Annotated in this window: 20 protein-coding genes and 1 pseudogene; 5 read left to right on the top strand and 16 right to left on the bottom strand. The window is 71.5% G+C overall.

The genetic code is table 11. The features are described from left to right. From GUI43_RS30175 to GUI43_RS30165, 3 genes and pseudogenes are all read right to left on the bottom strand, one after another. A pseudogene (locus tag GUI43_RS30175) lies at positions 1 to 474 on the bottom strand (hypothetical protein); the annotation flags it as partial. After that, the gene (locus GUI43_RS30170) at positions 471 to 2,009 is read right to left on the bottom strand and encodes a replication-associated recombination protein A (protein WP_112604459.1); all 1,539 of its coding nucleotides are present in this window, start codon (positions 2,007 to 2,009) and stop codon (positions 471 to 473) included. The pseudogene GUI43_RS30175 and the gene GUI43_RS30170, both read right to left, overlap by 4 nt. Positions 2,010 to 2,083: 74 nt before the next feature. After that, positions 2,084 to 2,305 (bottom strand): hypothetical protein, encoded by a 222-nt coding sequence (locus GUI43_RS30165; RefSeq protein ID WP_112584563.1) that lies wholly within the window; start codon positions 2,303 to 2,305, stop codon positions 2,084 to 2,086. A 140-nt stretch (positions 2,306 to 2,445) separates the two neighbouring features. Here GUI43_RS30165 and GUI43_RS30160 point away from each other — a divergent pair, with 140 nt between their 5' ends. Beyond that, positions 2,446 to 3,186, top strand: a complete 741-nt coding sequence (locus tag GUI43_RS30160; RefSeq protein ID WP_112584562.1) for a GNAT family N-acetyltransferase — start codon at positions 2,446 to 2,448, stop codon at positions 3,184 to 3,186. 39 nt (positions 3,187 to 3,225) lie between these two features. On the opposite strand, the gene GUI43_RS30155 is transcribed toward GUI43_RS30160, so the two are convergent. From GUI43_RS30155 to aspS, 4 genes are all read right to left on the bottom strand, one after another. Beyond that, positions 3,226 to 4,512 (bottom strand): MFS transporter, encoded by a 1,287-nt coding sequence (locus GUI43_RS30155; RefSeq protein WP_112700313.1) that lies wholly within the window; start codon positions 4,510 to 4,512, stop codon positions 3,226 to 3,228. 55 nt (positions 4,513 to 4,567) lie between these two features. Then, the gene (locus GUI43_RS30150) at positions 4,568 to 5,167 is read right to left on the bottom strand and encodes a winged helix-turn-helix domain-containing protein (protein ID WP_112584560.1); all 600 of its coding nucleotides are present in this window, start codon (positions 5,165 to 5,167) and stop codon (positions 4,568 to 4,570) included. 67 nt (positions 5,168 to 5,234) lie between these two features. Beyond that, the gene (locus GUI43_RS30145) at positions 5,235 to 6,047 is read right to left on the bottom strand and encodes an SDR family oxidoreductase (RefSeq protein ID WP_112700312.1); all 813 of its coding nucleotides are present in this window, start codon (positions 6,045 to 6,047) and stop codon (positions 5,235 to 5,237) included. Between the two features lie 97 nt (positions 6,048 to 6,144). Next, positions 6,145 to 7,950 carry an aspartate--tRNA ligase gene (aspS, locus tag GUI43_RS30140; protein ID WP_112700311.1) on the bottom strand — a complete coding sequence of 602 codons (1,806 nt, stop codon included), beginning with the start codon at positions 7,948 to 7,950 and terminating at the stop codon, positions 6,145 to 6,147. Between the two features lie 154 nt (positions 7,951 to 8,104). Between aspS and GUI43_RS30135 the strand changes: the two genes are divergently transcribed. Then, a complete protein-coding gene (locus GUI43_RS30135) occupies positions 8,105 to 8,839 on the top strand; it encodes a DUF998 domain-containing protein (RefSeq protein WP_091401843.1) in 735 nt (244 codons plus the stop codon). An 87-nt stretch (positions 8,840 to 8,926) separates the two neighbouring features. On the opposite strand, the gene GUI43_RS30130 is transcribed toward GUI43_RS30135, so the two are convergent. Both GUI43_RS30130 and GUI43_RS30125 read right to left on the bottom strand, forming a co-directional pair. After that, on the bottom strand, positions 8,927 to 9,973 hold the full coding sequence (locus tag GUI43_RS30130) for a S1 family peptidase (RefSeq protein ID WP_112584557.1): 1,047 nt from the start codon (positions 9,971 to 9,973) through the stop codon (positions 8,927 to 8,929). Positions 9,974 to 10,309: 336 nt separating this feature from the next. Next, on the bottom strand, positions 10,310 to 10,786 hold the full coding sequence (locus tag GUI43_RS30125; RefSeq protein WP_112584556.1) for a winged helix-turn-helix transcriptional regulator: 477 nt from the start codon (positions 10,784 to 10,786) through the stop codon (positions 10,310 to 10,312). A gap of 55 nt (positions 10,787 to 10,841) precedes the next feature. On the opposite strand from GUI43_RS30125, the gene GUI43_RS30120 reads away from it, so the two are divergent. Beyond that, on the top strand, positions 10,842 to 11,348 hold the full coding sequence (locus GUI43_RS30120) for a PaaI family thioesterase (protein ID WP_112584555.1): 507 nt from the start codon (positions 10,842 to 10,844) through the stop codon (positions 11,346 to 11,348). Positions 11,349 to 11,478: 130 nt separating this feature from the next. Here GUI43_RS30120 and GUI43_RS30115 read toward each other — a convergent pair whose 3' ends face one another. The 3 genes from GUI43_RS30115 to GUI43_RS30105 form a co-directional block, all read right to left on the bottom strand. Then, a complete protein-coding gene (locus GUI43_RS30115; RefSeq protein WP_181518646.1) occupies positions 11,479 to 12,420 on the bottom strand; it encodes an acyl-ACP desaturase in 942 nt (313 codons plus the stop codon). Between the two features lie 71 nt (positions 12,421 to 12,491). Next, positions 12,492 to 13,820, bottom strand: coding sequence for a histidine--tRNA ligase (hisS, locus tag GUI43_RS30110; protein WP_112700310.1), 1,329 nt, complete (start codon positions 13,818 to 13,820; stop codon positions 12,492 to 12,494). 73 nt (positions 13,821 to 13,893) lie between these two features. Then, a complete protein-coding gene (locus GUI43_RS30105; protein WP_091401834.1) occupies positions 13,894 to 14,604 on the bottom strand; it encodes an MBL fold metallo-hydrolase in 711 nt (236 codons plus the stop codon). A gap of 270 nt (positions 14,605 to 14,874) precedes the next feature. On the opposite strand from GUI43_RS30105, the gene GUI43_RS30100 reads away from it, so the two are divergent. Together GUI43_RS30100 and GUI43_RS30095 are read left to right on the top strand one after the other, a co-directional pair. Further along, entirely contained in the window at positions 14,875 to 15,759 is an 885-nt protein-coding gene (locus tag GUI43_RS30100) for a peptidylprolyl isomerase (protein ID WP_091401832.1), read from the top strand. 59 nt (positions 15,760 to 15,818) lie between these two features. Then, positions 15,819 to 16,661: a peptidylprolyl isomerase gene (locus tag GUI43_RS30095; RefSeq protein WP_112584553.1), complete on the top strand. Its 843-nt coding sequence runs from the start codon at positions 15,819 to 15,821 to the stop codon at positions 16,659 to 16,661. Between the two features lie 95 nt (positions 16,662 to 16,756). On the opposite strand, the gene GUI43_RS30090 is transcribed toward GUI43_RS30095, so the two are convergent. From GUI43_RS30090 to secD, 4 genes are all read right to left on the bottom strand, one after another. Further along, a complete protein-coding gene (locus tag GUI43_RS30090) occupies positions 16,757 to 19,279 on the bottom strand; it encodes a RelA/SpoT family protein (protein ID WP_112584552.1) in 2,523 nt (840 codons plus the stop codon). Positions 19,280 to 19,476: 197 nt separating this feature from the next. After that, entirely contained in the window at positions 19,477 to 20,043 is a 567-nt protein-coding gene (locus GUI43_RS30085; RefSeq protein WP_112584551.1) for an adenine phosphoribosyltransferase, read from the bottom strand. Between the two features lie 78 nt (positions 20,044 to 20,121). Then, entirely contained in the window at positions 20,122 to 21,321 is a 1,200-nt protein-coding gene (gene secF, locus GUI43_RS30080) for a protein translocase subunit SecF (RefSeq protein WP_112584550.1), read from the bottom strand. A 1-nt stretch (position 21,322) separates the two neighbouring features. Further along, a partial coding sequence (secD, locus tag GUI43_RS30075) for a protein translocase subunit SecD (RefSeq protein ID WP_211326780.1) occupies positions 21,323 to 22,906 on the bottom strand: 1,584 nt, incomplete at its 5' end.

Raw genomic sequence — 22,906 nt, 5'->3', positions numbered from 1 at the left:
CTCGCTGGCAGCCGGGCCGGCGGCGACCACGAAGTCGGCGTCGTCGACCGGGCGACGACCCGCTGGCGGCGTCTCCCCGGGCCAGGGCCCGTCGACCGGTCGACGGGCGGCGGCACCGCCCGGTTCACTCTGGGGCGGGGCCGGCGGCGCCGAGGACTCCGGCGCACCACCGCGCGCACCGGCCGGCTCTCCCGGCGTACGCGGGATGGGCTGTGCCGGCGGTCCGGCCGGGTCTGCCGGCGGCATGCCCCCGCGGGGCCGGTTCGGCTCCGCCGGTGCGCCGTCCGGGCCCAGCTCGGTGCGTTGCTGCTTGGCCGAACGCAGGTCGTCGATCCAGCCGAACTCCTCGCCGGCGACCGGCGCCTCCGGCTCGGGCTCAGCCGGCCGGCCGCGACCCCAACGGCGGGTCTTGGCGCGGGGATCGCGCCGCTCGTCCGGGCCCTCGTCCGGGCGGTCCCCACCACGCGATCTCACTGTTGACCCTCTCCTGCGGCGTCGGTGCCGCTGTCCTGCATCGTGCCGGGGGCACCCGTGCCCGTCGTCGGACGGGCGACCCCCGGGGATAGCGCTGGCGCGGTCTGCGCCGTTACGGACGGCTCGGCTGTCGGCGTCTGCGGGCGCGCGGCCGGAGCCGGCAGGCCACGCACGATCCGGCGCAGCAGCGGCAACCGGCTGGCCACCGATCGCTCCGCGCCGTGCGGGCTGGGCTGGTAGTAGTCGGTGCCCACCAGGTCGTCCGGGACGTACTGCTGGGTGACCACGCCGCGCTGGTCGTCGTGCGGGTAGCGGTAACCGGTCCCGTGGCCCAACCCTCGGGCGCCGGCGTAGTGCGCGTCGCGCAGCCCTCGCGGCACCGGGCCACCGCGACCGGCCCGGACGTCGGCGATCGCGGCGCCGATGGCCGTGGTGGCCGAGTTCGACTTGGGCGCGGTGGCCAGGTGGATCACCGCCTGGGCGAGGTTGAGCTGCGCTTCGGGCAGCCCGACGTACTCGACCGCGTGCGCGGCGGCGGTCGCCACGCTCAGCGCACTGGGATCGGCCATGCCCACGTCCTCGCTGGCGAAGATGACCAGGCGACGGGCGATGAACCGGGCGTCCTCACCGGCGACCAGCATGCGGGCCAGCCAGTGCACCGCCGCGTCCACGTCCGAGCCGCGCATGCTCTTGATGAAGGCGCTGACCACGTCGTAGTGGGCGTCGCCGTCGCGGTCGTAACGCACCGCCGCGACGTCGACGGCCTGCTCGGCAGTGGCGAGGTCGATCCGCCCGCCGCCGAGGGCCGTGGCGGAGGCCGCCGCGGCCTCCAGGGCGGTGAGTGCCTTACGGACGTCACCGGCGGCCAGCCGGACCAGGTGATCCTCGGCCTCGGTGGTCAGGGCCAGGGCGCCGTCCAGGCCACGCTTGTCGGCGACCGCGCGGCGCAGCAGGCCCCGCACCGCCTCGTCGTCCAACGGTTGCAGGGTGAGCAGCACGCACCGCGACAGCAGCGGTGAGATGACAGAGAAGTACGGGTTTTCGGTGGTGGCCGCCAGCAGGGTGACAGTGCGGTCCTCGACGGCGGCGAGCAGCGAATCCTGTTGGGTCTTGCTGAACCGGTGCACCTCGTCGATGAACAGCACGGTCTGCGGGCCGCCGGAACGGCGCTGACGGCGAGCCGCCTCGATCACCGCCCGGACGTCCTTCACGCCGGCGGAGAGCGCCGACATGGCCACGAAGCGGCGATCGGTGGCCCCGGCCACCAGGTGCGCGATGGTGGTCTTGCCGCTGCCCGGCGGGCCCCAGAGGATCACCGACATCGGCGCCCCGCCGGAGACCAGTTGCCGCAGGGGTGCGCCGGGAGCGAGCAGGTGCTCCTGCCCGACCAGCTCGTCGAGGGTCACCGGGCGCATCCGGACGGGCAGGGGCGAATCGTCGGCCACCGCGGTGAAGCCGTCGACACCGGCGGGACCGTCGGGCGCGCTACGCGACCCGGCGGGTTCACCGAGGGAGAAGAGGGCGTCGGACTCCATCACGAAGACAGTACCGGGCCGGGCCCACGACGCCGGAATCGCGCCGCAGGCCCGCCACCGGTGATCGGTTCCGGTCAGCCACGCCCGGGGCGACGGCCCCGGTACCAACGGCCACCGCCACCGCCGCCACCGCCGCGCGGGCCACTGCCCACGCCGGCCAGGTAGAGCGAGAGCAGGAGCAGTCCGATGAGCACGAGGGTGTTCCAGTTGAACAGGTCGGGTGCGCCGAAGTTGGTGTCGAGCAAATCGATGAGCAGGGCGAAGCCGAAGACAATCGCGGCCAGGATGGCGAGCATGTCGGTCCTCCGGTGGGGGTTCCCAGTAGGTCGGCGCGTGATGTACCCAATCGGTCGACTCGTCAATCTCCACGGTGGAGACGGCCACGCCGCGAGGGCCCGGCGGAGGCAATCAACAGCCGGCTCCTAGGCTGGACCGCATGATCATCCACGACCGGGTGCTCCAGGACCGGAGCGCCGTCCTGGCCGCCGTCGGCCATCACCCGTTCGCCCGGCACGCGCTCGGGCGGGCCGTGCCGGCGCGCGCGTACCAGCGTGATGGCGCCGTGCTGTGGTTGGTGCCGCCGGAGTACGGACCGGCCGGCTGCGCGATCGGCCCGGCCGAACCGGCGCTGGAGATCTGTGTCGCGCTCGCCGCCGACGGAATGCTCCAGCCCGGACAGCGGCTGCACCTGCCTCGACACGATCGCGGTCGACTGGTCGACCGGCTGGCGGTGGCCGAGCACAGCGACTGGGACTTCCACTGGACCGACACGGTGCCGCCGGCGCAGTCGGACGAGCAGCCGGTGGTACGCCTCACCGACGCCGACCAGCCGGCGCTGGCGGCGCTGGTCGAAGAGTCGTTCCCCAGCAGTACCTCCCGACCGGGCGACCCACGGGTGGTCGACTGGTACGGCATCCGGGCCGGCGACCGGTTGGTGGCGTGCGGCGCGGACCGCAGCCAGGGTGACATCGGCTTCCTCGCCGGCCTGACCGTCGCCCCCGACCAACGAGGTCGAGGGCTGGGCGCGTCCCTGACCGCGGGGATGACCCGGGCGCTACTGGCGCGCCACGACATGGTTGGGCTCGGCGTCTACACGCACAATGTCGCCGCGGGGCGGCTCTACCGTCGGCTCGGCTACACCAACACCCTCCCGCTCAGCTCGATCCGCCTCGCCTGACCGGCAGAGGGGGCCCCTCGCGGACAAAGGGCCCCCTTCTCAACGGTCGGCGGCGGCAACCGGAACCGCTGTCGACTCCACAGCCGGGGCGGCCCGACGCCCGGCCAGCCAGGCGGGCAGGTAGAGCGGGGCGGCGACGGCCAACACCACAGCACCGACCACCATCGCGGTGCTGACGCTGGTGGCGGCGGCGAGCGCGGTGAGCACCACCCCGCCGAGCGCGCCGGCCGGCTGCGCCATCATCGAGTTCAGCGAAAGCACGCTGGTCCGGTACGGGCCGTCGACCTGCCGGTGCAGCAGGCCACTGTGCAACGGGTTGGACGCGCCGTGCACGGCGTAGCAGGCCAGGTAGGCCACCAGCACGCCGACCGGCCCGGCGAACAACCCCATTCCGACCACCGTCACGCCCTGGAGGATGCGCAGCAGGGCCGCACCCGGCGCTGCGCCGAACCAGCGCAGCAGCAGTGGGGTCAGTGCCGCGCCGGCGGCCGAGGCGAGCCAGGCCGCCGAGTTCGCCGGCCCGAGCAGCGCCGCGGCGCGTTCCGGGTCGCCGATCACCTCGGCGAGCCGTACCGGCAGCAGCGACTCGAAGGTGACCATGCCGAAGCCCCAGAACAGCTCGACGGCCACCAACGCCAGCAGCACCCGGGAACGACGCAGCAGGCCGACGGCCTGGCCGATCATCCGGGGCGCCTGGACCACCGAGGCCCGCAGCGCCGCGAACCCCGTGGCCGGACGCTCCTCGACCAGCAGCACGACCAGCGCGACGAGCGCCGCCGCCTGCGCGACGATGGCGGCCAACACGGGCACCGTCAGCGCGCTGACCGGCCCGATCGGACCGAGCGCGATGAGACCACCGCTGAGCAGCGCGCCACCGGCGATGGCCCCACCGATGACGGTGCCGGCGTAGCCGAGACCGCGCTCGTACTCGGCCTCCGGGTCGGCGGCCAGGGTGGCGTCGACGTACCAGGACTCCAACGGGCCGCTGTCCAACGCCCGGTAGATGCCCTGCAGAGCCCAGACCACGAAGAACAGCACGAACGAGTCGGCCACCGCGAACAGCGCCAGCGAGGCGAGGTTCAGCACCCCGGCGGCGAGCAGCACCGGTCGACGGCCGAGGGCGTCGGCGAGCCCGCCGGTGGGCAGCTCCAGCGCCAGCACCAGCAGCCCCTGCGCCGTGGAGACCAGGCCGATCTGCGGCAGCGACAGGCCGCGCTCCTGCATCAGCAGGATCATCACCGGGATCATCAGACCCGTGGGCAGCCAGCGCAGGCCGTAGAGCGTGAGGTAACGACGCCGAACCTGTCGTACGGTCAGCGCGCTCACGACGACACCTCCGTTCGCGACTGCGGGGCTCGCAAACCCGGCTCACTCCTCGCGCTCACCAGCGCTCGTCCAGACGCGGGAAACCGGCCAGGAACACGTGCACGGGTTTGACGTCCGGGGCGTCGGTCACGGCTTCGTCGCGGTAACGCATCAACACCGCCCAGAGGTCGTCGCTGAGAGCACGTAGCCGGTCCGGGTCGAGCGGCAGCACCAGGTCACTCATCCCGGCGGCGTCGCGCCAGGCCGGAGACTGGTGGTGCTCGACGGCCATCCAGCGCTCGGCCAGCTCACCCATCAGCCGCACCTGGTCGGCTTGGATCCATTGCACGGCGGCGCGGGTATCGGGGTCTTCGTCGAAGTCGGTGGGGTCGAAGTGACTCATGTCGTGCGCTGCCTGCCACCAGCGCTGCCGACTGGTGCCCCGGTCGGGGTCCTCGGCCACGAGCCCCACCTCGGCGAGTTGCCGCAGGTGGTAGCTGGTCGCGCCGGTGTTGGTGCCCAACTTCTCGGCGAGGGCCGTCGCGGTCGCCGGACCGTCGATGCGCAGCGAGCCGAGCAGCCGCATCCGCAGTGGGTGGGCCAGCACGCGAACCTGCCGGCCGTCCAGATCGACGCGCCGTGGCTCGGTGCGGCCGTCGGGTGGGGGGGTCTCCATGACTGCACACTATCTCTGCACACTTCCTATGCACAAGAGTTATGCATAGGAAGTGTGCATGTGCCGCTCAGCTGGCGAGGAGTTCGCGTACCCCGCGCAGCCGGGTGCGTAGCAGGGCGGCGGCGCGCGCGGAGTCGAGGCGTACGTCCAGGGGACGGACCAGGCCGCTGGTTGCGCTGGTGGTGGTCCTCAACCCCGCCGCGGCCAGGCCGTACCGCTCGGCGACCAGCAGGCCCAGCTCGGCCCGGCTGACCGCGTCCGGGCCCGCCACGTTGAGCAGACCGGAGTACGTCGAGGCGGCCAACTCCAGCACGGCGTCGGCCAGGTCAGTCACGTCGATCGGGCAGCGCAGTTCGTCGCTGAACAGGGTGGCCCGGCCGGCGAGCGCGTCCCGGCAGAGCTGGATCTGCTTACTCCCCTCCCCCACGATCAGGGAGGTCCGCACCAGCGCCGCACCCGGGTCGATCGCCCGTACGGCGGTCTCGGCCGCCGCCTTCGCGGCACCGTACGCGTGCACCGGCGTGGGTGGTTCGTCGTCGGCGTACGGCACGGGTCGTCCGGCGTGCAGCGCGTCGCTGGACACGTGCACCAGCCGGGCACCCACCTCGGCGGCGGCGAGCGCCACGTGCGCTGCCCCGTCGGCGGTGACCGCCCAGTCCCCGTACCGGTAGGGGGTCCCGACCACGGCGTCCGGCCGCACCTCGGCGACCAGCGCACGCACGGCGGACCGGTCGGTCACGTCCAGCCGCCGTGCCGCGACTCCCGGCACATCGATCTCACCGGAGTGAAACGTCCCGACCATCGACCACCCGGCGCTGACGCCCCGCCGACAGACCGACCGCCCGAGTAACCCACTACCCCCGACAACAAGCACCCGCATCCCAGCCCACTCCCCCACTGACGATCAAGAGGTTTGCGTCATCTCGCGGGGCGATGATGACGCAAACCTCTTGATCAACCAAGCAGTGACGGGGGGGTCAGACCGGGTCTGCTACCGGGGCTGCGGGGCCTGCCGTTCCGGTGTGGGCCGCTGCGGCGGGCTTGGGCTTGGCGTCGATGCCGGCCTCGGTGCGCTGCTGGGCGGTGATCGGGGTGGGTGCACTGGTCAGCGGGTCGAAACCACCCCGGGTCTTCGGGAAGGCGATGACCTCACGGATGGAGTCCGCGCCGGCGAGCAGCATGCAGACCCGGTCCCAGCCGAAGGCGATACCGCCGTGCGGCGGCGCGCCGTACTTGAACGCCTCCAGCAGGAAGCCGAACTTGTCCTGCGCCTCCTCGGGAGTGATGCCGAGCAGGTCGAAGACCCGCTTCTGCACGTCACCCCGGTGGATACGGATCGACCCGCCGCCGATCTCGTTGCCGTTGCAGACGATGTCGTACGCGTACGCCAGGGCCCGGTCCGGAGCCTCCTCGAACCGGTCGACCCACTCCGCGTTCGGCGAGGTGAACGGGTGGTGCACGGCCGTCCAACCGCCCTCGTCCGTGCGCTCGAACATCGGCGCGTCGACCACCCAGCAGAACGCCCAGGCGCTCTCGTCGATCAGGCCGGACCGCTTGGCGATCTCGACCCGGGCCGCCCCGAGCAGCTCCTGCGCCTCCCGGGTGGTGGCGCTCGCGGCGAAGAAGACCGCGTCACCCGGCTTGGCGCCGACCGCGTCGGCGAGCCCGCCCAGGTGCTCGGCGGAGAGGTTCTTCGCCACCGGGCCGCGCGCGTCGCCGGTCTCGGCGTCCAGCACCACGTACGCCAGGCCGCGCGCGCCACGCGCCTTCGCCCAGTCCTGCCAGCCGTCCAGCTCCTTGCGGCTCTGCGCCGCGCCTCCCGGCATCACCACCGCGCCGACGTAGCCGCCCGCGTCGATCGCCCCGGCGAAGACCCGGAACTCGGTGCCGCGCAGGTACTCGGTCAGCTCGGTCAGCTCGACGCCGTAGCGCAGGTCCGGCTTGTCCGAGCCGTACCGGGCCATCGCGTCGTGCCAGGTGATCCGCGGGATCGGTCGGGTGATCTCGTGCCCGGCCAGGTTCTTCCACAGCGTCGAGACGATCGCCTCGCCGAGGTCGATCACGTCGTCCTCGGTGACGAACGACATCTCGATGTCGAGCTGGGTGAACTCCGGCTGCCGGTCGGCGCGGAAGTCCTCATCGCGGTAGCAGCGGGCGATCTGGTAGTACCGCTCCATGCCACCGACCATCAGCAGCTGCTTGAACAGCTGCGGCGACTGCGGCAGCGCGTACCAGCTGCCGGGCTGGAGCCGCACCGGCACCAGGAAGTCGCGGGCGCCCTCCGGCGTCGAGCGGGTCAGCGTCGGCGTCTCGATCTCCAGGAAGTCCCGCTCGTGCAGCACACCCCGGGCGAGCTGGCTGGCGCGCGAGCGCAGCCGCAGCGCGTTCGCCGGGCCGCTGCGGCGCAGGTCCAGGTAGCGGTACCGGAGTCGAATGTCGTCGCCGGCCTCGATCTGGTCGTCCACCGGCAGCGGCAGCGGCGCCGCCTCGGAGAGCACCTCCAGCTCGACGACGGTCACCTCGACCTCGCCGGTGGGCAGCTCCGGGTTCTCGTTGCCGGCCGGGCGGCGGGTCACCTCGCCGACGACCTTCACGCAGAACTCGTTGCGCAGCGCGTGCGCATCTTCCTCGCGGAACACCACCTGGACAACACCGGAACCATCGCGCAGGTCGACGAAGATGACCCCGCCGTGGTCGCGGCGGCGGGCCACCCAGCCGGCGAGCGTCACCGTCGAGCCGGCGTCCGCGGCGCGCAGGCTTCCGGCATTGTGGGTACGGATCACGGCTGGCAACTCCTCATCGTGGAACAGTCCTCACCCGCATTCTGTCAGGGGTGGCAGCCCCGCCTCCGGGCACCCGGCAGGCCGGCACGATTCGCTGGTGGGGTGGACCGGCGAACCCGACTCCCCCGGCAGCCGCACCGGTTAACGTGGCGAAATGCGGCCCGTACCGAACTGGGCCGTCGCCACGGCGGCGGCGGCGCCCGTGCTGCTGGTGGCCGGTTGGACGGTGGCGCAGGCCCGACAGCCCGTCGGGTACGACCCGGTCCGGGACACCATTAGCGAGCTGGCCGGACAGGACGCCACCGACGCCTGGATCATGGTGGTGGCCCTGGTGCTGCTCGGCTGCTGTTACCTGTCGGTCGCCGCCGTCCTGCACGCGGCCGGGCTGCCCAGCCGCTTCCTGCTCGCGATCGGTGGTGTGGCCACCATCGCGCTGGTCGCCTTTCCCCGGCCGCCGGTCGGCGGTTCGCTCAGCCACGGCGTCGCGGCGACGGTGGCCGTCCTCGCCCTGGTGCTCTGGCCGGCCGGCTCGGCACTGCGGCTGCCGCGCGGTCACGACACCGAGCACCCCACTCGACCGGAGCCGCCCTGGGCGTTCCGCCGGGCGGTGGGGCTGAGCACCACGCTCGTGCTGCTCGCGCTCTTCGGCTGGTGCGCGTTCGAGGTGACCAGTGGGTCCCGCACCGGGCTGGCCGAGCGGGTGACGGCGGTGGCGGTCTCCCTCTGGCCGCTGCTGGCGGTCCTCTCCGCCCGGCGGGCGCACCTCGCCTGGTCGACCGGCGGCACCGTACGCGTCGGCCCGGACCTGCCGACGATCGGCGTCGTACCCCCGGATCCCCTCGGACCACCGAGCGGGCCCACTCCCGGGCGCCCCGACCGACTGCCGTGAGTCGTCGCCCGGCGACGGCGGGTCCGGTGGCCGTCAACGCGACGCGGGCCGCCGGAAGGTTCCGGCGGCCCGCGAGCGGTGCGTGGATCAGAAGACGCTGACGCCGTAGCGGCTGAGCGCCTCGGTGACCGGCTGGAAGAAGGTCGTGCCACCGGTGCGGCAGTTGCCGCTACCACCGGAGGTCAGACCCAGGGCGGTGCCGCCGGCGAACAGCGAGCCGCCGCTGTCGCCCGGCTCGGCGCAGACGTTGGTGCGGATCAGACCGGAGACCGAGCCCTCGGCGTAGTTCACAGTGGCGTTGGTCGCGTTCACCGAGCCGCTGCGCAGGCCGGTGGTGCTGCCGGAGCGCTGCACCGACTGGCCGACGGAGGCGTTGCCGGCACCGGTGATGTCCCGGAAGCTGCCGTTGTAGAGGGAGACGTTGCCGGCGGCGTTGGCCGAGTTGTTGTGCCGCACGATGCCGTAGTCGTTGCCCGGGAAGCTGGTGCCGGTACGGGAACCGAGCAGCGAGGTCTGGGCGGAGTTCGAGTACCAGCTGGCCGAGATGTTCGTGCAGTGCCCGGCAGTCAGGAAGTAGTAGGTGCTGCCACTGCGCACGTTGAAGCCGAGCGAGCAGCGCCCGCCCCCGCCGGCGTAGATGGCCTGGCCGCCGGAGATCCGGGTGCTCAGCACGCCCGCCTCGGCCTCGACCCGGACCGCGCCGTTGGCCCGCGCGGCGGCGGCCTTGACCCGCTCCAGCTTGGCCCCGGTGACAGTGCTGTCGACGGAGACGACGACCTGGTTGGTGACCGGGTCACTCCACCAGGCGGTGCCCGGGATCTTGGCGGAGCGCTCCAGCTCGGCCGTGGCCCGGTTGAGCTCGGCGGCGCCGCGGGTGACGTAGCGGACGACGGCGCCGGCCTTGCTCGCCTTGCTGGCGGCGGCCGCGTCGGTCACCGTGACGACGGATTTGCCGCTGGCGTCGATGTACGAGCCGGCGGAGCGGTCGCCGAGTTCCGCGGAGATCGCGGCGGCGGCGTCGGGCGACGCGGCAGGAGCGGCCTGGGCGGGCGCGCCGATGAGCGAGCCGACGACCAGGGTTCCGGAAACGGCGACTGTGGCCGCAACGCGGAATGAGGACCTCGTGGGTCGCATGTAACAAACCTCCTGGGCGGGGGAGCGGGTCTGCCGGGGGCGGCTGACCCGAGGGCAACGCGGCCGATCTGGGGAAACCGGCCGGCTGAGACTGAAGTATTCACATACTTAAGATCATTAACAAGGCTTGAATTCGCCCGGATTCACCGATCTCGGTTGGCCACATGGCCGCAACACCCCTGACACGCTGGTGAACAGCCAGCGTCACACCCAACCGACATCCGGTCACATTCGGCGCGCACGATCATCGATGTCTTCCCGCGCCGGGCGTCGGGCGGGCGACGGGGCGTCAGGGTGCGGCGGGCAACGGACGTCCGGGCGTGCGGCGGGCTCGGGTCAGGGGGTACGGCGACGGGCGCCGGGGCCCGGGCTGGGCACCACGTCGCGGGGCCGACCCACGTCGTGTCCCTCGGCGCAGCGCAGTTCGGCGCGCACCTCGGCGCCACAGTCGCGGTGCGTGACACTGAGCGGTGGGCCCTCCGCGTCGGCGAGGTACCGGTCGCCCCAACCGAGGACGGCGACCAGCACCGGCCACAGATCCAGGCCCTTCTCCGTGAGCCGGTACTCGTGGCGCAGTCGACTGCCGGGCTCCCGGTACGGCTCGCGACTCAGCACGCCCTGTTCCACCAGGCTGGCGAGCCGGTTGGTCAGCACCTGACGCGGAATGCCGGTGCGTACCCGCATGTCGTCGAAGCGGCGTACGCCGGTGAACACCTCGCGGAGCACCACCAGGGTCCACCGCTCACCGAGGACCTCCATCGCGCGGGCGATGGTGCAGTTCTCCACTGACCAGTCCAGAGCCGCGGGTCGCATCCGGTTAGGCTAGATCTCGTTGACAGACTCAGCAACCTGCTGCCACGCTGCGTCCATGACGCAGACGCAGGAACCAGTGCGCAGCCGTACCTTCACCTGGGCGGACCCGTCGGTCAACGCCGCCCAGGTCGGTCGACGCAGCGGCCTGGACATGCTCCGGGCGATGATCGCCGGCGAACTCGCCGCGCCGCCGGTGATGCACCTTCTCGACATGACCCGGATGGAAGCCGACGAGGGCCGGGTCGTCGTCGAGCTGACTCCACAGGAGTTCCACTACAACCCGCTCGGCAGCGTCCACGGTGGCGTGCTCTCGACCCTGCTGGACACCGCCGCCGGGTGCGCCGTGCACACCACCCTGCCCGCCGGCGTCGGCTACACCTCGCTGGATCTCAACGTGAAGTTCCTCCGCCCGGTCACCGTCGACAGCGGCACCCTGCGGTGCGAGGGGACGGTGCTGCAACGCGGCCGCCGTACGGCGCTGGCCGAGGCCCGCATCACCGACGCCACCGACCGCCTGATAGCCCACGCCACCAGCACCTGCCTGATCCTCCCCCTCCCCTAACCCCGACTCCACTTCCTCCCCCACCCCCGCCCTCGCTGCGGTGATCAAGGGGTTTGCGTCAGGAAACCGGCCTCCGGTGACCGAAACCTCTTGATCAACGCGAGCAAGGGGGGTGGGGGGGTGGGTGGTTCTAGCGGAGGGCTAGGCGGGCGGCTCGGGCGTCGCGCTTCTCCTCGAAGCGGCTCGCGGCGCGGTCCAGGTTCTCCAGCTGGGCGGCGAGCTGCTCGCGGGCGGCCTCGCCGTCGGCGTTGAGGCCGGTCACGTTGAAAACGTCCCACTGACGCAGGACCGGCTGCAGCACCTCGTCGCGGTGCTGGCGCAGGTCGTAGATGCCGGCCAGGGCGATCGCCACCGACTTGCGGGCGAATCCGTCGATGCCGCTGCCCGGCATCTGGAAGTCGGCCACCACGTCGGCGACGGCCCGCATGGCCTGACTCGGAGCCAGCTCGAACGCGGCCGCGAGCAGGTTGCGGTAGAAGACCATGTGCAGGTTCTCGTCGGCGGCCACCCGGGCCAGCAGCGCCTCGCAGGTGGGGTCGCCGGTGGCCTTGCCGGTGTTGCGGTGCGAGATCCGGGTGGCCAGCTCCTGGAACGAGACGTACGCCAGCGAGTGCAGCACCTCGTCGCCGTGGGCGTTGGTGTAGCCCTCCGACATGTGCGTCATCCGGGCCCGCTCCAACGCCACCGGGTCGACCGCCCGGCTGACGGTCAGGTAGTCGCGGATCGCGACGCCGTGCCGCCCCTCCTCGGCGGTCCACCGGTGCACCCAGGTGCCCCACGCGCCGTCGCGACCGAACAGGGTGGCGATCTCGTGGTGGTACGAGGGCAGATTGTCCTCGGTCAGCAGGTTCACGATCAGCGCCGTGCGGGCCACGTCCGGGATGGTGGAGTCGGTCGGTGACCACGCCTCGCCGCCGAGCGGCCCGTCGAAGGTCCGCCCTTCGCTCCACGGCACGTACTCGTGCGGGAACCACTCCTTGGCGAGCGAGAGGTGGCGGTCCAGGTTGCGTGCGACAACCGGCTCCAACTCGACGAGCAGCGCGGTCTGGCTCACTGTGGTGCTGACGGTCACGAGAAACTCCCTACGGTGGCGTAACTTACGCTACCGTAGGTCCCCGCGGCCGTCAGCGCCAGTGGGGACACTCAACCGACAGTGGGCTTGACGTCCGCCAGGGGTGGCATCCACTCCCCCGCACCGGCCGTGACCTGCTCACCCGAGCGGATGTCCTTCACCTCGTCCGGCGCTCCCTCGGCACCGGGGAACCAGACGTACGGGATGCCCCGCCGCTCGGCGTAGCGGATCTGCTTGCCGAACTTCGCCGCGCTCGGCGACACCTCGGTCGGCACCCCGCGCCGCCGCAGCGCCTCGGCCACCCGGTTGCTGGCCGTACGTTGCTCCTCGCTGGTCACCGCGACGAGCACAGCTGTCGGCACCTCCCGCGAGACCGACAGCTCCCCCGCGCCGAAGAGCAGACCGAGCAGCCGGGTCACGCCGATCGAGATCCCCACCCCCGGGTACGAGACGGTGCCGGCGCTGGCCAGGTTGTCGTACCGGCCGCCGGAGCAGATCGAACCGAAGCGCTCGTAGCCGCGCAGCTGGGTCTCGTAGACGGTGCCCGTGTAGTAATCCAGTCCACGGGCGATGCGCAGGTCCGCCACGCAGAGGCCGGGCGAGTGCTCGGCGGCGGTGTCCACCACCCGGACCAGCTCCTCGATGCCCTCGTCGAGCAGCGGGTCACTCACCCCGAGCGCCCGGACGGCGTCGGCGAACGAGGCGTCCGGGGCGGAGATCTCGGCCAACGCCAGGCACGCCTTGGCCTGTGCCTCGCTCGCCCCGGCGGTCTGGGCCAGCAGCTCGGCCACCTTCGCCGGGCCGATCTTGTCGAGCTTGTCCACGGCGCGCAGCGCCGCCTCCGGGTCGGTCAGCCCGATGCCCCGGTAGAAACCCTCGCAGATCTTGCGGTTGTTGACCTGGATCGTCACCGGTGGGATCGGCAACGAGCGCAGCGCGTCCCCGATGACCAGCGGCATCTCCGCCTCGTGGTGCGCGGCGAGGGTGTCCCGGTCGACGATGTCGATGTCGGCCTGGATGAACTCCCGGTAGCGGCCCTCCTGCGGCCGCTCGCCCCGCCACACCTTCTGGATCTGGTAGCGGCGGAACGGGAAGCTCAGCTTGCCGGCGTTCTCCAGCACGTACCGGGCGAACGGCACGGTCAGGTCGAAGTGCAGGCCGAGCTGGTCGTCACCACCGGCACCCTCGGCGTCGGCGTGCAGCCGCCGGATCACGTAGACCTCCTTCGAGGTCTCGCCCTTGCGCAGCAGCTGGTCCAGCGGCTCCACGGCGCGGGTCTCCAGCGGCGCGAAGCCGTACAGCTCGAAGGTGGCCCGGATCTTGTCGAGCACGAACTGCTCGATCATCCGCTGGCCGGGGGTCCACTCCGGGAAGCCGGAGATGGGCGTGGGCTTGCTCATCGGCGTACTCCTTGCGGTTCCGCGCCGGTGGCGCGGTGGTGTCGTGGGTCCGCGCGCGGCGCGGACAGAAGATCTAGAGGCCCCGGGTGGGGGCGGCCGGCGACGTGCCAGCCACCTCGATGAGGTACGGGTTGCTGGCGCGCTCGCGGCCGATGGTGGTGCTGGGGCCGTGACCGGGCAGCACGACGGTGTCGTCGGCCAGCGGAAGAATCTTGTCGCGCAGGCTGGTGAGCATGGCTGGCATGCTCCCGCCCGGCAGGTCGGTGCGGCCGATCGACCCGGCGAAGAGGACGTCACCGGAGAGGCACAGCTCGTCAGCCTCCCAGCTCGACCCGGCGCCCGGCAGCCGGAACAGCACCGACCCGCCGGTATGGCCCGGGGCATGGTCGACGGCGATCTCCAGGCCGGCGAGCGTGAGGGTGGCGCCGTCGGTCAACTCCGCCACGTCGTCCGGCTCGGTGTAGCTCAGCCGGCCGCCGAAGAGCGACGTCAGGTCGGTCGAGAGGCCCTTGGACGGGTCGGCCAGCATCTCCCGGTCACCGGGGTGCACGTACGCGGTGATGCCGCGCGCGCCGCAGACCGGCGCGACCGAGAAGGTGTGGTCGAGGTGCCCGTGGGTGAGCAGCACGGCGGCCGGATGCAGGCGGTGCTCGGCGAGCAGCGCGTCGAGCTGGTCGAGCACCCCGATGCCGGGGTCGACCACCACGCACTGCTCCCCCGGCGCGGTGGCAACCACGTAGCAGTTGGTGCCGAAGGCGTCCGCGGGAAAGCCGGCCACGAGCACGGGCACTGTCCTTTCCGTCGAGCAGCTGTCGTCCTGCACAGCAGCCTATCGGGCGGGCCGAGCGAGTTTGCCGCGTCCGTCCCACGCGCCCCGTAGGGCACAGTGACAACCTCCGATAAGCGCTGCTCGGCACGGGGTGGACCTCGTACACCACATTCCCAGTCACTAGCCGTACACTCTGGCGGGCGTGTGGCGCGGCACACGTGACGCCCGGACGGGCCGGGGCGACCGGCCGCCGGCGACGACCAGGTAGAGGAAAGGGGAGCACGGGTGGCTTCCAGCAGGGACCGGCAGCGCAAACTGGCGCGGGCCAAGCTCGACCGGCAGTTGGCTCGCCGGGCCGCCTCGACGCGGCGCCGACGGCAGATCCAGGCCGGAGTTGGCGCCGCTCTGATCCTCGTGTTGGTCGTGGCCGGCTCAGCCTGGGCGCTCGGGGCGTTCGACTCCGACCCGAAGCAGAACACGGCCGCGGAGGAGACCTGCCTCTGGACGCCGCAGGACGCGACGGCCAACACCAACCTCAAGGACGTCGGCACGCCGGCCACCAAGGATCTGCCCACCGACGGCACCCGGGCGATGACCGTGACCACCAACCAGGGCGCGCCGATCACCGCGGAACTGAACCTGACCAACTCCCCGTGCGCGGCCGCGAGCATCGCCCACCTGGCGAGCCGGTCGTTCTACGACAACACCAAGTGCCACGAGATCACCGCCGAGGGCGCGCTGCGCTGCGGCGACCCCAGCGGCACGGGTCTTGGTGGGCCGACCTACTCGTTCTACGACGAGGAGTTGCCGACCGTGCCGTCGGCGTCGCCGTCGGCCAGTCCGGCCCCCGGCCAGCCGCCGACGTACCCGAAGGGCACGGTGACCATGGTCTCCAACCCGCCGGGCAGCAACGGCAGCCAGTTCCTGATCTTCTTCAAGGACTTCACCACCGCCGACCCGAAGTACCCGGTCATCGGCCGGGTGACCGGCGGGCTGGACGTGGTGGAGAAGATCGGCGCCCTCCCGACCGTGGACAATGGGACCGGGGCGAAGGTCAAGCCCAGCACCGATGTGACGATCCAGAGCCTCACGGTCGGTGAGCCGGTCACCGGTGCGGCACCGGCTCCCTCGGCCTCCGGCACCCCGGCCAGCAGCCCGAGCGCCGGCTGACCGGGCGCCACCACCCACCCAAGCGGCACCCAGCAGCAGACAGCCAGGAGGATCCAGGCGTGACGTCCACCAGAGAGCGGCAGCGCGCGGCGGCACGCGCCCGGCTCGAGAAGGAGATGGCCGAGCGCGCGGCCAAGGCCCGCAAGCGCCGGCAGACGACGGCGATCGTCAGCGCGGCTGCCGCGCTGGTGCTCGTGGTCGCCGGCACCGTCTGGCTGGCGGTGAGCCTCGGCGGCGACGACGACAACAAGAGCGACACCGCCGCGCCGGCGGCGGGCGCGGCCGAGTGCGCGTACACCGCGCTGCCCACCGAGCAGCGGCCCCCGCAGATCAAGGACGTGGGGGTGCCGAGCAACCAGCAGTCCGCCAAGGGCGTCCAGACCATGACGCTCGACACCAACCTCGGCCCGATCACCGCCAAGGTTGACCGGTCGCTGGTGCCGTGCACGGCGGGCAGCTTCACCCACCTCGCGGAGAAGAACTTCTTCGACAACACCAAGTGCCACCGGATGGTGACCGAGGGCATCAAGGTGTTGCAGTGCGGTGACCCCAGCGCCACCGGCAACGGCTGGCGCCCCACCGACGGCCAGGGCGGACCGAGCTACCGCCTGCCCGAGGAGAACCTGCCCACCGACAAGCGCCCGCCGTACCCGGAGGGTGTCATCGCGATGGCCAACTCCGGCCAGCCGGGCAGCACCGGCAGCCAGTTCTTCATCGTCTACGGCGACTCGCCGCTGGACGCGACGTACACGGTGCTCGGCACCGTCACCGGCGGTCTGGACATCGTCAAGGACGTGGCCAAGGCCGGCGACGACGGTGCCTTCGCCCCGCAGCCCGGTGGTGGGCACCCGAAGAAGGAGCTCATCATCAAGGACCTCACGATGAGCAACCCGCAGGGCTGACCCCCGCGCGCACGACGAAGCGCCCGCCGGCTGAGCCGGCGGGCGCTGTCGTGTTCTCGGGGTACGCGTCGAGCCGCGGAACGGATCGGTGGGCGTCAGGCCCCGGAGGTGACCCGGTAGGCGTCGAAGACGCCGTCGACCTTGCGGACCGTTGCCAGCAGGTGGCCCAGGTGCTTCGGGTCGGCCATCTCGAAGCTGAACCGGCTCACCGCCACCCGGTCGCGGGTGGTGGTGACGGTGGCGGAGAGGATGTTGACCCGCTCGTCGGAGAGCACCCGGGTGACGTCGGCCAGCAGCTTGTGCCGGTCCAGAGCCTCGACCTGTATGGCGACCAGGAACGTCGACGCGGAGGTGAGCTTCCAACTCACCTCGACGACCCGCTCGCTCTGCGCGCGCAGGTCCTCGGCGTTGGCGCAGTCGTCGCGGTGCACGCTCACTCCGCCGGAGCGGGTGACGAAGCCGAACACCGAGTCCGGTGGGACCGGTGTGCAGCAGCGGGCCAGCTTGATCCAGACGTCGCTGACGCCCCGGACCACCACGCCCGGGTCGCTACTGCTCTGCCGGCTGCGCGGAGGCCGGGTGGCGACGGCGGTCTCGGCGATGTCCTCCGCCGCGCCCTCCTCGCCGCCGTACGCGGCCATCAGTTTCTGCACCACCGACTGCGCGGAGACCTGGCTGTCGCCGACCGCCGCGTAGAGCGAGGCCACGTCGGCCAGGTGCAGGTCCCGGGCGATCGACATGAGCGCGTCGGAGGTGAGCATCCGCTGCAGGGGCATGCCCTGCTTGCGCATCGCCTTGACGATCGCGTCCTTGCCGGCCTCGATCGCCTCCTCGCGCCGCTCCTTGTTGAAGTACTGCCGGATCTTCGTGCGGGCGCGCGGGCTCTTGACGAAGCCCAGCCAGTCCTGCGTCGGGCCGGCCGTCTCGGACTTCGACGTGAAGATCTCGATCACGTCGCCGTTGGACAGCGTCGACTCCAGCGGCACCAGCTTGCCGTTGACCCGCGCCCCGATGCACTTGTGCCCCACCTCGGTGTGCACCGCGTACGCGAAGTCCACAGGTGTCGACCCGGTCGGCAGCGGGATGACGTCACCCTTCGGGGTGAAGACGTACACCTCCTGGCTGGACAGGTCGAAGCGCAGCGCGTCCAGGAACTCGCTCGGGTCGGCCGCCTCACGCTGCCAGTCGAGCAACTGCCGCAGCCAGGTCATCTCGTCGATGTGCGCCGGCGGGCCGACGATCTGAGTGCCCTTGTGCTCCTTGTACTTCCAGTGCGCGGCGATGCCGAACTCCGCGGTGCGGTGCATCGCGTACGTGCGGATCTGCATCTCCACCGGCTTGCCGGTGGGCCCGATGACCGTCGTGTGCAACGACTGGTACATGTTGAACTTGGGCATTGCGATGTAGTCCTTGAACCGGCCCGGCACCGGCTGCCAGTTGGCGTGGATGACCCCCAGCGCCGCGTAGCAGTCCCGAACCGTGTCGACCAGGATCCGCACACCCACCAGGTCGTAGATGTCGTTGAAGTCACGACCCCGCACGATCATCTTCTGGTAGATCGAGTAGAGGTGCTTCGGCCGCCCGGTGGTCTCCGCCTTGATCTTGGCGGCCTTCAGGTCGGTCTGCACCTTCTGCGTCACCTGCCGCAGCAGCGCCTCGCGCTGCGGCTGGTGCTCCCCGATCAGCCGGTTGATCTCCTCGTAGCGCTTCGGGAAGAGAGTGCCGAAGGACAGATCCTCCAGCTCCCACTTGATCGTGTTCATACCGAGCCGGTGCGCCAGCGGCGCCAGGATCTCCAGCGTCTCCTTGGCCTTCTGCTCCTGCTTGGGGCGGGGCAGGAAGGTCAGGGTCCGCATGTTGTGCAGCCGGTCGGCCAGCTTGATCACCAGCACCCGCGGGTCCTTGGCCATGGCCACGACCATCTTGCGGATCGTCTCGGCCTTGGCCGCGTCGCCCAGCTTGACCTTGTCGAGCTTGGTGACGCCGTCGACCAGCAGGGCGACCTCGCCACCGAAGTCGGCGCGCATCTGGTCGAGGGTGTACTCGGTGTCCTCGATGGTGTCGTGCAGCAGCGCGGCGACCAGCGTGGTGGTGTCCATCCCCAGGTTGCCGAGGATCGTCGCCACCGCGAGCGGGTGGGTGATGTAGGGGTCACCGGACTTGCGGTACTGCCCGGAGTGCCACCGCGCGGCCGTGTCGAAGGCGCGCTGGAGCAGCCGGGCGTCCGCCTTGGGGTGGTTGTCCCGGTGGCTGGCGATGAGCGGCTCCAGCACCTCGCTGACCTGAGAGGTCTGCCAGGGCGCGTTGAACCGGGCCAGCCGGGCCCGGACCCGCCGGCCGGTGGGCGCGTTGGACAACCCGAAGCCACCACTGGGCGACGGGTCGATGCCGGCGTCGGTCGGGAACGGCACCACGACACCATCGGCGCCGGGAGACGCCTCGGCGCTCGGCGGGCCGCTGGTCGGACGCACCGCGCTCTCGCCGGGAGCCCTGCCGGAGCCGTTGCCGGTGCCCGTCACCCGGGCCGGCGCGTCGCCTGTCCGGTCGGTCACCGAGCCGTCAGCGTCGCCTGTCGGGTGCACCGTGCCCTCCGCCGGAGGGACGACATCGTGGGACACCGGCCTCCTCACCGCTCGCCGGAAACACGCCGGCCGAAGATCGGCCGACCTGGTCTCGCTCGCCGGACGGGGTACCGCCGGCGTCAGCAAAGGGCAATGCTACCCGCACGGACGGTCCCCTGCCGCTCCGCCGGACGGTCGGCGCCGGGTCCATCCGACAGCTCTGGGATCAAACGGTCAGCGGAGTATGGACCGGTTCAAACAGTCAACAGGGCGTGGACGGGACGCGGCGTCAGTCGCTCACGCCCACCCAGGAAGCCGAGCTCCAGCAGCACGGTGAAGCCGGTGACGGTGCCGCCGGCCCGCTCGACCAGGTCCAGCGTCGCCTCGGCGGTGCCACCGGTGGCCAGCACGTCGTCGACCACCAGCACCCGGTGCCCGGCGGTGAAGGCGTCCTCGTGCACTTCGAGGGTGGCCTCGCCGTACTCCAACTCGTAGGACACCGAGTGCGCCGGGCGGGGCAGCTTGCCGGCCTTGCGCACCGGCACCACACCCACGCCGGTCGCGTACGCGATGGCCGCCGCGACGACGAACCCGCGCGCCTCGATGCCGACCACCACGTCGAAGGCGTCCCGCCCGTGGTACTCGACGATCCCGTCGATCACCTCACGGAAGACCTTGCCGTCGGCGAACAGTGGCATCAGGTCCTTGAACATGACGCCGGGCTTGGGAAAGTCGGGCACGTCCAGCACCCGACTGGCGACCAGTCGGGCGACCTCCGGGCCACTGTCCCCGCGCGCTGCGGTGCTGTGGGTCTCCGTCACGGCTGTTTCGCTCTCCTTCAACGACGAACGGCGTCCGGCAACAGCATGCCGGACGCCGTTCGGGTGTTTCCTGTCGGGTCAGCGCCGCTTGGCGCCACCCGGCCGGTTGCCGCCGCCACCCGGGCGACCGCCCCGGGCACCGGTGGGCCGCTTGCCCGCCGGCCGAGCGCCCACCTTGGGGGCGGCACCGGCCAGCGCGGCGGCGTCCGGGTCGACCGGCTCGTCGGTCGCGTCGGCCTGGGTCACCGGGCTCGCGGCAGCACCCTTACCGGTGACCTCGCCGCGGCCGACCGCGCCCCGCCGGGTCAGGACGCGCTTGTTGTGCGCCTGGATCCGCGGGTCGTAGTTCTTCAACAGCGCCAGCAGCGGGGTGGCCACCAGGATGGAGGTCAGGAACGCCACCGCCATACCGACGAACAGCACCAGACCGAGGTCCTTCAGCGTGCCGGCGCCGAGCAGGCCGGCACCGATGAAGAGCAGACCGCCGACCGGCAGCAGGGCGACCACCGAGGTGTTCAACGACCGCATCAGGCTCTGGTTGATGGCCAGGTTGGACGCCTCGGCGTACGTCTGGTTGTTGTTGGCCGTGATGCCCCGGGTGTTCTCCTGGACCTTGTCGAAGACCACCACCACGTCGTAGAGCGCGAAGCCCAGAATGGTGAGGAAGCCGATGATCGTCGACGGGGTGACCTCGAAGCCGACCAGCGAGTAGATGCCGGCGGTGAGGATCAGGTTCGTGATCAGCGAGGCGACCGCGGCGACGGCCATCCGCCACTCGAAGCGCAGGATCAGGTAGACCATCACCAGCGCGATGAAGATGACCAGACCGAGCAGGGCCCGCTCGGTCACCTGGCTGCCCCAGGCCTCACTGACCTGGTTGTCGCTGATCTGGTCGACGTTGATGCCGAGGTCCTCGGCGATCTGGGCCTTGACCGCGGTCGCCTGCTCGGCGGTGAGCTGCGGCGTGCGCAGCTCGTAGGAGTCGCCCCCCGGACCGCCGACCTTCTGCGTGGTGGCCACCGTGACGCCGGTGTTCTCGGCGGCGAGGGCCGAGTTGACCTCCCGCTCGGCGTCTTCCAGGGTGCCGACGCTGGCCGGCACCTGGAACGAGTTACCGCCGGCGAACTCGATGCCCAGGCTGAACCCACGGATCGAGAAGCTGAGGATCGCGATCAGGACCAGGACCCCGGCGACGCCGAACCAGAGCTTGCGCCGGCCGACGATGTTGAGACCGGCCTCGCCGTTGTAGAGGCGGCTCGCCAGACCGTTTTCAGCCATCTCAGGCCTCCTTGGCGCGCGGGTTGCGGGGCTGAGTCGGCTGGTTGCGGGCCGGGAGTGCCCGGCCCAGACCGCTGACCCGCGGGGACAGGAACGCCCGGGTCCGGGCGAACATCGTCATGATCGGGTGCCGGAAGAGGAACACCACGACCAGGTCCAGCACCGTGGCCAGGCCGAGCGCGAACGCGAAGCCCTTGACCGTGCCGACCGAGACCACGTAGAGCACCACTGCGGAGAGCAGGGTGATCGCGTTGGCCGAGATGATCGTCCGACGGGCCCGGATCCAGGCGCGGGGCACCGCGCTACGCGGGCTGCGCCCCTCCCGGATCTCGTCCTTCAGTCGTTCGAAATAGATGACGAACGAGTCCGCCGCCACACCGAGCGAGACGATCATTCCGGCGATGCCGGCGAGGGTGAGCGTGAAGCCGATCTGCCGGCCGAGCACCACCAGCGCGCCGAAGACCAGCAGCGCGGAGAGGATGAGGCTCAGGAAGATCACCGAGCCGAGCAGCCGGTAGTAGAAGAACGCGTAGATGATGACCAGCAGCATGCCGATGCCCGCCGCGAGCAGACCGGCGCGCAGGTGGCTGGCGCCCAGCGTGGCGGTGACGTTCTGCGCCTCCTGCTGCTCGAAGGTAACCGGCAGCGCACCGTAGCGGAGCTGACCGGCGAGGGTGCTGGCGTCCTTCTGGGTGAAGGTGCCGGTGATCTGGGAGTTGCCGGTCAGCACGCCCTGGATCTCCGGGGAGGAGACGATCTTGTTGTCCAGCACGACGGCCACCCGGCACTTGCCGTCCTGGCCCAGCGCAGTCGCGTCGCAGGCCTGGCCCTCGTTGTTGAACGCCTCACGGGTCAGCGAGGTCCACTTGCCCTGGCCGTCGCCGGTGAAGTCCAGGCTGACCACCCAGGCGTTGGTCTGGTCGAGCACCGCGTCGGCGTCGGACACGTCGGTGCCCTCGACCTTGGCCTGGTCGAGCAGGTACTTCGACGCGCCGTCCTCGCAGGAGACCACCTGCTGCTTCGGGTCGGAGATCGACGCCGGGGGGCGCTGGTCGAGCTGCGCGCAGCTGATCGTCGGCACGTTGAACTGCATCTGCGCCGGCAGCACCGCTACCTCCTGCGGAGACAGCGTGCCGAACGGCTTGAGCTTCTCGGCCAGCGACGGGTCGGCGGTCAGATCGGCCGGGGCCTGCAACCCGTTGGCGGCCTGCCACGCGGCGGCACCGACCTTCTGCTCGACGACCTTGCGCTGCTGCTCGACATTGGCCGGCACCGGCTCGGCGCTGGCGCTGGGCGCGGCGGCGCTCGGGGAGGCCGTGGCGGACGCGGAGGGAGTCGGCGTGGCGCTGGGCGACGCCGGGGCCATTCCGCCCTGACCGCCGCTGGGCGACGAGGTCACCTTCGGCGAGGCGCTGCCGGTCGGGGTCGCGGCGCCGGTCGGGGTCGCGCTGCCGGTCGGGGCGGCGCTACCGGACGGGGCCGGCGCCGGTGTGCTGACCTCGGCCGGCGTGGCCGGTGTGGTGGCCGCGCTCGCCGCGCAGAGCCTGCTCGGCAACGTCTTCGCCGGCCGCCAGCTCGCCTTCAG

The sequence above is a fragment of the Micromonospora noduli genome, from assembly GCF_003264365.1.
Taxonomy (GTDB): Bacteria; Actinomycetota; Actinomycetes; order Mycobacteriales; family Micromonosporaceae; genus Micromonospora; species Micromonospora noduli.
Note: the sequence above shows the minus strand (reverse complement) of the source record. Positions and strands in the feature narration are given on the sequence as shown.

Excerpts from the sequence above, each read along its gene's own strand:
- GUI43_RS30170 (WP_112604459.1), bottom strand. The coding sequence starts at position 2,009 with ATGGAGTCCGACGCCCTCTTCTCCCTCGGTGAACCCGCCGGGTCGCGT.
- GUI43_RS30165 (WP_112584563.1), bottom strand. The coding sequence starts at position 2,305 with ATGCTCGCCATCCTGGCCGCGATTGTCTTCGGCTTCGCCCTGCTCATC.
- GUI43_RS30160 (WP_112584562.1), top strand. The coding sequence starts at position 2,446 with ATGATCATCCACGACCGGGTGCTCCAGGACCGGAGCGCCGTCCTGGCC.
- GUI43_RS30150 (WP_112584560.1), bottom strand. The coding sequence starts at position 5,167 with ATGGAGACCCCCCCACCCGACGGCCGCACCGAGCCACGGCGCGTCGAT.
- GUI43_RS30145 (WP_112700312.1), bottom strand. The coding sequence starts at position 6,047 with ATGCGGGTGCTTGTTGTCGGGGGTAGTGGGTTACTCGGGCGGTCGGTC.
- GUI43_RS30135 (WP_091401843.1), top strand. The coding sequence starts at position 8,105 with ATGCGGCCCGTACCGAACTGGGCCGTCGCCACGGCGGCGGCGGCGCCC.
- GUI43_RS30130 (WP_112584557.1), bottom strand. The coding sequence starts at position 9,973 with ATGCGACCCACGAGGTCCTCATTCCGCGTTGCGGCCACAGTCGCCGTT.
- GUI43_RS30125 (WP_112584556.1), bottom strand. The coding sequence starts at position 10,786 with ATGCGACCCGCGGCTCTGGACTGGTCAGTGGAGAACTGCACCATCGCC.
- GUI43_RS30120 (WP_112584555.1), top strand. The coding sequence starts at position 10,842 with ATGACGCAGACGCAGGAACCAGTGCGCAGCCGTACCTTCACCTGGGCG.
- hisS (WP_112700310.1), bottom strand. The coding sequence starts at position 13,820 with ATGAGCAAGCCCACGCCCATCTCCGGCTTCCCGGAGTGGACCCCCGGC.
- secF (WP_112584550.1), bottom strand. The coding sequence starts at position 21,321 with ATGGCTGAAAACGGTCTGGCGAGCCGCCTCTACAACGGCGAGGCCGGT.